The sequence below is a fragment of the Embleya sp. NPDC005575 genome (genome assembly GCF_040605455.1).
Lineage (GTDB): Bacteria > Actinomycetota > Actinomycetes > Streptomycetales > Streptomycetaceae > Embleya.
In genome coordinates, this window is the sequence record NZ_JBEXCV010000233.1 from 1 (window position 1) to 10,260 (window position 10,260).

At 69.3% G+C, this 10,260-nt stretch carries 6 protein-coding genes; 3 read left to right on the forward strand and 3 right to left on the reverse strand.

Annotation, left to right across the window (positions count from 1 at the left end; genetic code table 11):
* From ABZS54_RS40060 to ABZS54_RS40070, 3 genes are all read right to left on the reverse strand, one after another.
* A partial coding sequence (locus tag ABZS54_RS40060; RefSeq protein WP_355547439.1) for a beta-ketoacyl synthase N-terminal-like domain-containing protein occupies positions 1–3,032 on the reverse strand: 3,032 nt, incomplete at its 3' end.
* A gap of 21 nt (positions 3,033–3,053) precedes the next feature.
* Positions 3,054–4,640: a PfaD family polyunsaturated fatty acid/polyketide biosynthesis protein gene (locus ABZS54_RS40065; protein WP_355547442.1), complete on the reverse strand. Its 1,587-nt coding sequence runs from the start codon at positions 4,638–4,640 to the stop codon at positions 3,054–3,056.
* A 58-nt stretch (positions 4,641–4,698) separates the two neighbouring features.
* Positions 4,699–5,793, reverse strand: a complete 1,095-nt coding sequence (locus ABZS54_RS40070; RefSeq protein WP_355547445.1) for an SDR family oxidoreductase — start codon at positions 5,791–5,793, stop codon at positions 4,699–4,701.
* 488 nt (positions 5,794–6,281) lie between these two features.
* Here ABZS54_RS40070 and ABZS54_RS40075 point away from each other — a divergent pair, with 488 nt between their 5' ends.
* The 3 genes from ABZS54_RS40075 to ABZS54_RS40085 all read left to right on the forward strand — a co-directional run.
* Entirely contained in the window at positions 6,282–8,681 is a 2,400-nt protein-coding gene (locus ABZS54_RS40075; RefSeq protein WP_355547448.1) for an efflux RND transporter permease subunit, read from the forward strand.
* Positions 8,682–8,980: 299 nt separating this feature from the next.
* Positions 8,981–9,688 (forward strand): alpha/beta fold hydrolase, encoded by a 708-nt coding sequence (locus tag ABZS54_RS40080; RefSeq protein ID WP_355547451.1) that lies wholly within the window; start codon positions 8,981–8,983, stop codon positions 9,686–9,688.
* 184 nt (positions 9,689–9,872) lie between these two features.
* Positions 9,873–10,260, forward strand: a 388-nt coding sequence (locus ABZS54_RS40085; protein WP_355547454.1) for an SDR family NAD(P)-dependent oxidoreductase, incomplete at its 3' end; no start/stop codon positions are given.

A 10,260-nucleotide genomic window follows, 5' to 3' on the forward strand; every position in this document is an offset into this window, starting at 1 on the left:
GGCGCAGGTGCGGCGACCTGTGCCACTGCTGGGGCCGCCGCGGGTGGTGCGACCTGGATCCGGGCGGGCGCCGCCGCCTGGGTGACGGCGGGCGGCGCCGGCGGCATCGCATGCACTGCGGCGACCGGCGGGGTCGGGACCGTCGTCGGGCCGGCGGGCGGGAACCCGGTGCTCGGCTCGCGTACGGCGGGAGCGGCGGGGGTGCTCTCGCGGTGGCCCACGTCGGGGTTGGGACCGGAGATGGGGATGGTCATACCCGTCCTTGTCAACGATGGCGAAGGAGTGCTCAAGGTGAACGAGGCCCACAGCGGGGCGAAGTCCAGAGGGCGGCCGGCGACGGCCAGCGCGCCCAGGACGCGGTGCAGTGCGGTGAGTCCGGATCCCCTGGTGTGGTCCGCGCTCAGCGCGACGTGGGGCCGGCCCCCAAGGATCCTGCCGACCAGGCCGGTGAGTACCGTTCCCGGTCCGGCCTCGACGAACGTGCGGACGCCGTCCTCGTACATGGCCAGGATCATTTCGGCGAATCGCACGGAGGAGGTGACGTGGTCGTGCAGCACGGTGCGGATTTCCGGCGCGGTGCCGGGATACGGCTTGGCGTCGGCGTTGCCGTAGACGGGCATCCGCGGCGCCGTGAACTCGTGCTTTTCCAGCGTGGGCCGCCACCCGGTGGTCGCGGACTGCAGCAGTGGGCTGTGGAAGGCGCAGGAGACGGCGAGCCGTTGGGTGGGGAGCTTCTGCTCCTGTGCTCGCTTCTCCACCTTGGCGATGGCCGATTCCGCGCCCGAGACGACGTGCTGCGTCGGGGAGTTGTAGTTGGCGACCCAGGCTCGGCGGATGCCCCGGACCAGGTCGTCGGCTTCCTTGGCGGAGGCGGTGACCGCGAGCATCGCGCCCGACACCTTGCTCGCGTCGCGCAGGAGTTCGCCGCGGGCGCGGGCCAGGTCCATCAGGGTTTCGTCGTCGTAGACGCCGGCCGCGTGCAGGGCGGCCAGTTCGCCGAAGCTGTGCCCCGCCACGCAGTCGGGCTCGAAGCCGACGGCGCCCAGGATCTCCTGGATCATCAACGTGTGGGCGGCGAGCGCCGGTTGCGCGACTTCGGTGGCCTTGAGTCGCTCGGCCTGCTCGCGTTCCGCCGCCTTGTCGGCAACCGGGGGCGGGAAGACGGAGCGGTGCAGGAGGTGTCCGTCGATCTCGAAGTCGGCCAGCCGGTCCCACGCGGCGAGCGCGCGCGGCTGGTGCAGCACGACGTCCATCCCCATGTCGGGGTACTGGCTGCCCTGTCCCGGGAACAGCAGCGCGATCTTGTCGGTCGAGGCGGGGCCGCATGCGTAGCGCACGCCGGCGGGCGTGTGGAACGCGGTCTGTGGTTCGGCCGCGATCCGGCCTCGGGCTTCGGCCGCCTGGGCCCGCAGGTCCTCCTCGTCGCGGACGACCAGGCACAGCCGGTGTGCCGCGGCGGCGTCGAAGGCGAGCTGCGTGCGGCGCGCCAGATCGGCCGGCGGCGCGGTGTCGGCGGTCAGCGCGTCCAGTGCCGCGACCAGCGCGGGGCCGGAATCGGCGCTCAGCAGGACCAGTTCACTCGGCGCGCTGCGGGTGTACGACTCGCCCGCCAAGGCGGGTTCGGCGGCACGGTGCTCTTCGAGCGTGACGTGGAAGTTGGTCCCGCCGAACCCGAAGCTGGAGACCGAGGCCCGGCGCGGGTGGTCGGCGCCCCGGATCCAGGGCCGGGTCCGGGTGCTCAGGTAGAACGGGCCCTTTTCCAGTTCCAGGGCGGGGTCGGTCCGGTCGGCCTTGAGTGTGGGCGGCAGGATTTTGTGGTGCAGTGCGAGCGCGGCCTTGGCCATCCCGACGGCACCCGCGGCGGTGCGCGTGTGGCCGATCTGCGACTTCACCGATCCGAGCGCGCAGCGCGCGATGTCGGCCGGGTCACCCGAGCCGAACACCTCCTTGAGGGCCTTCACTTCGGCGGTGTCACCGGCCTTGGTACCGGTGCCGTGCCCCTCGATCAGTTCCACTGTCGCGGGGCTGTAGCCCGCACTGGCGTAGGCCCGGCGCAGCGCGCGGACCTGACCGGCGACGGCGGGTGCGTAGATCGATGATCCGCGTCCGTCGGAGGAGGTGCCCACGCCGCGGATGACCGCGTAGATGCGATCGCCGTCGCGCTCGGCGTCCGCGAGGCGCTTGAGCATGACCATGGCCACGGCCTCACCCAGGAGGGTGCCGTCGGCGTCGATGGAGAAGGGTCGGCACTCGCCCGACGGGGACAGCGCCGGGGTCTTGCTGAAGCAGGTGAACCCGAACGCGTCGCACAGCGGGTCCACACCACCGGTGATCATCATGTCGGCGCGGCCGAGCGTGAGTTCGTCGATGGCGGCGCTCATCGCGGACAGCGAGCTGGCGCAGGCCGCGTCGGTGGTGTAGTTGCTGCCGTGCAGGTCGAAGTGGCGCGCGACGCGTCCGGCGATGACGTTGGTGAGCATGCCCGGGAAGGAGCTTTCCTTCCACACGGGATACGAGGCCGCGATGGCGTCGCACAGCTCGTCGGCCTTGGGCTCCGCGACGCCACGCGCGAGCATGACCCTGCGCCAGGTCGGCCGCTGGGACCGGAAGGACATGCGAAAGGCCAGCTCGGTGGGGCTGGCTCCCAGGATGATGCCGGTGCGTTCTCGCATCGTCTCGGATGGACCCTCGTCGCCGCAGGCGTCCCGCAGGACACGTTCGGCGGCGACCAGGCTCAGCAGTTGCGCCGTGTCGGTGGCGTCGATCGTGGACGGTGGGGTGCCGAAGGCCAGCGGGTCGAACGCCACCGGCGACATGAACGCCCCGCGCTTGCCGTAGGTCTTGTCGGGGGCGTTGGGGTCGCTGGAATAGTGATCGCTCACGAGCCAGTGGGTGTCCGGCACGTCTCGGATGAGGTCGCGGGCGTGGACCACGTCGCGCCAGAACCCGGCGACGTCCGAGGAACCGGGCAGCAGGGTACTCAGACCGACGACGGCGATGGGTGGTTGGGAGGGACGAGAACTCTCGGGCACGGGACTCCTTGCACTGTCGATTCAGAGCAGTTCATGGGCGGGGAAGGTGAACGCCTGGGCAGGCAGGTCGACACCGTGGCTGCGCAGTTGCTGCGCGCGGGTCAGGACTGTTGCCCCCTCCATGAGATTGCGGGCGATCTGCACCACGGACAGGTGCGCGGGGTCGGCGAGGAAACCGTCCTTGCGCCAGTCGTTGAACGCGCCTACCGCGGGGCCGCACCAGATCTGGTAGTCCACGCTGCGGTCGGCGGCTCCGGTGGTCGCCCAGCTGCTGGACATACCCAGGTACCAACGGAACACCAGCGCCATGCGGTGCTTGGGATCCACGGCCGCGCGGTCGGCCTGCGCGGGCTCCCGGGTGCGCCAGAACTCCTCGGTCTGCGCCCACACCTCCGCCACCGGCCGGCGGAACATCTCCCGTTCGAGGCGGGCGATCTGCGCCGGGGGAATCTCCTCCAGCGACTCGTGGTCGCGGTAGAGCTGGAAGAGCTTCGAGGCCCGGGCGGCGAACATCGTGCCGCGGCTGAGGACCTGTACCTTCGACCCCATCTCGAACATGTCCGCGGACGGCGCCATGGCCACGTCCATGGTGTCCGCGGCCTGGAGCATCGCCCGGGCCCGGTCGGAGGTGTCGGCCTCCAGACTGAGCTGGTTGACCGATCCGGTCACCACGTACGCGGCGCCCATCGCGAATGCGGCGGCGACGGCGTGCGGGGTGCCCAGACCGCCGGCCGCACCGATCCTGGTGCGCGGCGCGATGCCGTGCCGATGGGCGACCGCGTCGCGCAGGGCCAGGATCTGCGGGAGGGCGGTGGACAGCGGCCTGCCGTCGGTGTGCCCGCCGCTGTCGGACTCCACGGTGAGGTCGTCGACCATCGGCACCCGGGCCGCAAGTGCCGCCTCCTCGGCGGTCAGCAGTCCCTCGGCGACCAGGTCCCGCAGCAGTTCGGGGGGAGCGGGTGCGAGGAACTGTTCGGCGACCTCGGGACGCGAGACCTTGGCCATCATCATCCGGGGACGGACGATCCGGCCGTCGGCGCGCATCTGCAGGCCCGCGGCGCAGCAGTGCGCGAGGGCGCGGGTGACGTTGCTGAAGGCCGACACCGACACGCACCGCACACCGTGCCGGATCGCGAGGCCGGCCACCTCGTCCTCCCAGGCGGGCGAGTGCGGGTTGTGGATGATGTTCACCCCCCACGGGGCGTGTTCGGGTAGATCGCGGCGCAGTTCCTCGATCGCTCGGCGAACCGCGTCGATCGGCAGTCCGGCCGCTCCGAAGATCCCCAGCAGGTCGGCCCGCGCCATCGCCTTGACCATGGTGACGCCCGCGATTCCCTGCGCCATCTCACCGGCCACGTAGGGAAAACGCACGCCGTGGTCGGTGGTGAAGGAACGATCGCCGAGCCATTCGGGATACAACGGAGAGAGTGTGCCGACGACTTCACAGCCGTCGACCGGCGCGTCACTCAGGACGGCGCCGGTCACGGAGTCGGACAGGCGCCGAACGATCGTGGCCATGCTCCGCGGTTGGCGAAGCACGGCCAGGAGACCGTCGGCGGTGGGGTCCGACATGTCACGACGGGGTGATGCCTGCAGTCCGATGGTCATGAACGGTTTCTCCTGTGGCCTTTCAAAAAAGGTGGTCGGACTTTGGTTTCGTCGACTGTCAAAGAATCCCGCGCGTTCCGGCGAGGAGATAGGCCATGTCGACGGTCGTCCGGGAACAGGGTCCGCCCAGGACGCGGCGCGCGTTGCGGTCGTCGAAGATCCGCGTGTGCCGAAGATACGCGGCGAACCCGGCGTAGCTGTGAAAACGCTGCTCGGCCGGAGAGAGCTTTTCGGGCAGCTCGGGCCCGAGGACGACGCGAATGGGTGCAAATTTTTCGAAGAGCTCGATGAGCGTCGTGGCGAAGACGTCCTCCGTGTGCACGACGTGGTATGTCTGCGCGTCCGTGGGTCGGTGTTCCGCAGCGATGCTCACGATGGCTCTTGCGGCCTCCTCCACGGGGAGGCAGTCGAGCCGCGCGTCGGCCGGTTCCTGCATGCGGATGACCGGCCGCAGACCCCGAGAAATGGAGAGTCCGGCGATATCTCTTTCGATCGTCGACGCCCGCAGCAGGGCGCTGATGATCTGAAAGGGGTGCGCCGGGAGACCTGCGGCCGAAGCGCGGTCCGTCGGGAGAATGCCGGGCCGCATGACCAGCGCCGGCATTCCGTTTTCTCGGGACCACCGGCGCACCATGGATTCGGCGTCGCACGTGGACCGCTCGCATTCGTTCCCGAAGCCGTACGTGTCGATCGGGTCGGCTTCGGCGACGGTGCCCGATCGTCGGGCGCCCGCCACAAACGCGGTACTGACGTGGCAGAACGGTGCGCCGTGCGGGCCTCGGGGGGCGATGTCGAGGAAGTTTTGCGTTCCGTTGACGTTCACGGGCCTGATCGCCCGGGCCCCCGTATTGAGGTCGATGTTTCCGGCACTGTGGAGGAACATGTCGGTCCGCCGGACGAGCTTTTCCACCCGGTCGTCCGCGAGACCGAACAGCGGCCGGGCGATATCGATGTCCACCTCGTCGGCGCGTCGGCGAAACTTCCGAATGAAATCCGGTGTCTCGCGCAGTCGACCGAAGGCATGGGAGATTCGGTCGATCGCACTCGTGCTGCCACGGCGCGAGAGAAGCGTGACCGGGCAATTCCGATTCACGAGTTCACGAACGGGTCGCGGCCCCAGGAAACCGGCGCCACCAGTCAATGTAACCTGCACGGTCTCATTCCTCCTCTCGGGGAACCGGTGGCCGGTATTACGCGGCAATCCTAGCCATGGCCGGGCCGTAGAAAAGTGCAGGTTACGGTTCGGGAACTGAGGTTCACCAGTATGGCCTAGTTCCGAGCAGGCCGACAGACGGGCCTAATTCGTCATTGTCGACACATTTATAGCGGTCAAACATTCACACCCCTGCCCCGCCGATCGGGGTCTTCCGTACATCCGATCCTCATACATACGATTTTTCGAAGCGGGGCAGGCGGGGTCTGTAATCGCGAACTTCGGTCCGCGCGCGCGGTACCCTCGCTTGCGGCACGAACCATCCCACCGAATATCCGTGGACACGGCGGAGCATCGGCAACGGGGATTCGCCCCTCGCCGCCGCCCGGACGCGCCGGCGGCCCGAGTTTCGCCACGTCTGCACTCGATCCCGGTTCACGGGCGTCCTCGCCCATCGCACAGACGACGTCGTCCTGGGAGGACACACAATGCTCGACACCATCCCGGTCCCACCTCCCGAACACGAGACGCCGGCCCCGCCCGGCGGACCGCTCGCCCGCCTCGCCGGGCAATGCGTACGGCACCGTCGTCTGCTTCTGGTCGGCGCGATGATCGTTTTGGTACTGGCCGCCGCCGTGGTCGCCGGGGCCAGGGACCGCTGGTCCAACGGCGGATTCACCGCATCGGGGACCCGGGCTGCGGAAGCCGAACGGGTCGCCGCCCGATACGGGGCGAACGCCGCGGACCTGGTCTTCTACATCCGCGCCGACAAGCCGGTGGACGACGCCGAGGTTGCCGAGGCGGGCCGCCGGCTCACGGCATTGGTCGCGGGACGACCGGGCGTGGAACGGGCGCAGTCCTACTGGACCACCGGCTCCTCCCTGTTGCGTTCCCGAGACGGCAAGGGTGCACTGATCCGCGTCGACCTGGCCGGAACCGAACGCGACTCCGCGGTGGCCTCGCGCGCCCTGGTCCCCGCCGTGCGCAAGGCCGCCACCGGACTGCGGGTCGATGCCACCGGGCCTGCGTGGCTGAACGCGCAGGCCACCGACGAGTCCGAACACGACCTCGAACGAGGGGAGTTGCTGGCGGCGCCGCTGGCCATGCTCATCCTGCTGCTCGCGTTCGGGTCGCTGACGGCGGCGGCGATCCCACTCGCCGTCGGCGCGGTCTCCGTGGCCGGGGCGCTGGCCGTCCTGGCCACGCTGACGCTCCTGACGCCGATCACCGTGTTCGCGATCAACATCTGTGCGGGAGTGGGCTTCGCCCTCTCCGTCGACTACGCCCTGTTCATCGTGACCCGCTATCGCGAGGAACTCTCCCAGGGCGTCGAATCACGCCAGGCCATCGCCCGCAGCATGGCCACCGCCGGGCGCGCCGTGCTCTTCTCCGCGGCGACGGTGACCCTGTGTCTGTCCGCGCTGTTCGTCTTCCCGCTGGAACTGCTGCGCTCGCTGGCGTGGGCATCGATCCTGGTGGTGAGCATCTCGGCGTTGACGTCCCTGCTCGTGCTGCCCGCGCTGCTGGCGGTACTGGGACCGCGCCTGGATCGACTGGACCCGTTCCGCCGATTCCGGCGCGGGAGCGGGCCGGTGGGCAGCGGCAGTCCCGTCTGGCGTCGCATCGCCACGCTCGCCACCTCCCGTGCGATCCTGTGCGGGGGCTCCGCCGTGGTTCTCCTCCTGGTCCTGGCTCTCCCCTTCCTGCACGCGCGGTTCACCACCGTCGACGAGAAGATCCTCCCAACACGCTCCGAACCGCACCACACGGCAAGGCTGTTGCGTACCGACTTCGCCGATCCGCCCGAGCGCGTGATCCCGGTGATCCTGCCCCGGATGGACGCGGTGACCGACGCACCGGCGATCGACGCGTACGCCCGACGGTTGTCCGCGTTGCCCCACGTCGCGCACGTGATCGCCGACACCGGCGACTATCGCGCGGGATTGCCGGTCCCGGGGCCGCAGTTGTCGGCAGCACAGACGGAGGAATCCACCCCCGAGGGCACGACGCGGGTCGTCGTCCGTCCGGTCGCGCCACCGGAGCCACCCCGCCCCGCCGTCGCGGGCACCGTGCTGCGCGTGATCGGCACGGCCGACAGCCAGTCTCCGGACACGGTCGCGCTCGTGCACCGGTTGCGGACCCTGCCCGCTCCCCAACCCCACCTGGTCGCAGGCAAGGCGGCCGAGTTGACCGATACCAAACACACCCTGCGTGAGGCACTCCCCTACGGCGCCGCCATCATGCTGGTCGGCACCCTGGTCATGCTCTTCCTGTTCACCCGCAGCGTCCTGGTACCGATCAAGGCGGTCGTGATGGGCCTGCTCAGCATGACCGCGAGCCTGGGCGCCATCGTCTACGTCTTCCAGGACGGTCATCTGCGGTGGCTGGTAGGCGACTTCACCACCGGCGGATCATTGGAGACCACGACGCCGCTGCTGACCCTGGCCGTCGCCTTCGGTATCTCCGTGGACTACGAGGTCTTCCTCCTCGCTCGCATCAAGGAGGAGTTCGTGCGTACCGGGGACAACACCCGGTCGATCGTCTTCGGGATCGAGCACACGGGCCGACTGTTCACCGCCGCGGCCCTGATCGTCGCCGCCACCATGGTCGCGCTGACCATGTCCCACGTAACCCTGCTCAAGACGGTCGGCGTCGGCCTCGCGGTCGCGGTCGTCGTGGACGCCACCGTCGTACGCGGCGTCCTGGTCCCCGCCCTGATGCAACTCACCGGCCGAGCGAACTGGTGGGCGCCCTCGTGGTCGTTGCCCCGGCGTCGCCCCCGCGAAGCCGGTGCGAAGTTGCCCGACGCGCGCACCGAGGCACACCCCGAACTCGTCGGCCAGGCAACGGACTCCACCGGCGACGGGGCGGACCGACCGCAGTCCTGACCACTGTCTCGGGGCCCAGGCCCGGGACCGCAATTCATCCGACTCACAAAGCCGTTCGGACATCCCGTGCCCGAACTCCCGCCATTACCCGTTCGGGGGATCCTATTTCCGACTCGACTCCCCCGAGGGCATAGAGTCTTCGCAATCGGCCGGCTTTCGCCGAGCGCACCCTACCCCCCGCCTTTTCGCGTAGGACGAATCGAGAATCGCCTGTGGAATCCATCTGCCGTCCGCTCAGTACTCACTCTCCACGTCCGGACCTCGTCACTTTCACGCCCCGGCCGCTCGCACCGATCAGGATGTTCACCATCCCCTATGCGGGTGCGGATGCTACGATGTTCGCACCGTGGGTGGAATACCTGCCGGATTCGGTCGAACTGACGGCCGTACGACTTCCGGGTCGCGGCGCACGGACCGGCGAGGTTTCACTCACCGACCCCGCCCAATTGAGCACGATGGTCGCGGAACTCGTCCTGGAATCCGACGACGACCGTCCCTACGTCTTCTTCGGCCACAGCATCGGCGCGATGATCGCTTTCGATACCGTGCGCGAGCTGCGCCGTTGCGGTCACACGATGCCGTCGCTGCTCGCCTTGTCCGCCGTTCCCCCGCCGCAGGGCGGCGCGTTCGCGCGCGCGTGCAGGCCGATCCTGGTGTCCGACCAGCCCTGGCGGCAATTGGGACTGACCGATCTACTTCCACCCGAGGTTTTTCGGGACCAGGGCGCGATGACGGCATTCGGACCACCGATGATGGCCGATCTCCTGTTGGCCCTTCAGCACCGATACGTCCACGAGCCGCCGTTGGATTGTGCGCTGAGTGTCTTCGGCGCGCGGGACGATACCCTGGTCGCGGTGGAATCCCTGTCGAATTGGCAGGAACAAACCACGCGGCCCGTGCGGCTGCGGACCTACCCCGGCGGCCACCTGTACGTCCACGAGGCATTGCCGAGTCTGCTGACCGACCTCTCCGCCGATCTGCGCGCCGCCGTCGGCGCGTTCTCCTGAATTCCGGGGCCGGCCGCCTCGTCGTGCGAATATGTCGAGTTTTTTGAAGTGAACCCGTGATTCGAGAATACGCAGGACGCGTGCGCACTGTGACGGGAGTCGCTTCCGGGATCGGACCGGCACCGCGTTCGCCCTCGCCTGACACGGCGCGCAGTCGGCCCTCTCCGACGTCGATGCGCAGCGGCTGGGCACAACTGCGGAGCGGGCCCCGCAGTCGGGCGCGGAACAGGTGCACGCCGACGTGGCGCAGCGCGCGCAGGCACAGGACTGGGCGGAGACCGCCGCGGAGCGCTTCGGCCAGGTCAACCTGGTGATCGACAACGCCGGCGTGGCGTTGACCGCGAGCGTCGAGTGGAGTGGGTCGACTTCGAGTGGATCACGGGCGTCAACTTCCGGGACGTGGCCCCACGGCACGAAATCCTTCCTCCCGCACCTTCGCCGTGCCGACCTCGCCCGCGGCGCCCACCTGGTCGACGTCTCCTCTTCGTTCGCACTGTTCGGCATGCCCATGCGCGGCGCGTACTCCGCGACGAAGGCGCCCCCGCGGACACGACGTCGGCCTGCTCGATCCG

Excerpts from the sequence above, each read along its gene's own strand:
- ABZS54_RS40065 (WP_355547442.1), bottom strand. The coding sequence starts at position 4,640 with ATGACCATCGGACTGCAGGCATCACCCCGTCGTGACATGTCGGACCCC.
- ABZS54_RS40075 (WP_355547448.1), top strand. The coding sequence starts at position 6,282 with ATGCTCGACACCATCCCGGTCCCACCTCCCGAACACGAGACGCCGGCC.
- ABZS54_RS40080 (WP_355547451.1), top strand. The coding sequence starts at position 8,981 with ATGTTCACCATCCCCTATGCGGGTGCGGATGCTACGATGTTCGCACCG.